Origin of the sequence: Nocardioides iriomotensis, assembly GCF_004168035.1 — a bacterium.
GTDB lineage: Bacteria > Actinomycetota > Actinomycetes > Propionibacteriales > Nocardioidaceae > Nocardioides_B > Nocardioides_B iriomotensis.
Genome location: NZ_SDPU01000042.1, coordinates 1 through 346, shown reverse-complemented (window position 1 = coordinate 346; position 346 = coordinate 1). Strand labels below are relative to the sequence as shown.

Below are 346 nucleotides of genomic sequence, written 5' to 3'. Positions count from 1 at the left end.
GTCGACGCTCGTTGCTGGGGCAGGGACGCCGCCGGTCGGTGAGTTCTGTGTCGCCGAGCTGGCCGCCGCGCTCCGGATCTCCACGGACGCCGGCCGGTCACTGATTGCCGAGGCGGTCGAGCTGGCCCACCGGCTCCCCCAGACCTGGCGCCGGGTCCGTGCCGGTGATCTGCCCGCGTGGCGGGCCCGGCGGGTCGCCCGCGCGACGATCGTCCTGACCCGGGAGGGCGCCGGGTACGTCGACCGCCACGTCGCGCCGTTCGCCCACCGGGTCGGGCTCGCGCAGCTGGACCGGCTGGTCGAGGAGGCGCTGGTCCGGTTCGAGCCCGACCTCGCCGACGCCCGA

At 76.6% G+C, this 346-nt stretch carries 1 protein-coding gene; it reads left to right on the top strand.

Going from position 1 to position 346, the window contains the following annotated elements; genetic code table 11:
- Nucleotides 1–346, top strand: a 346-nt coding sequence (locus ETU37_RS22880) for a DUF222 domain-containing protein (protein WP_129989801.1), incomplete at both ends; no start/stop codon positions are given.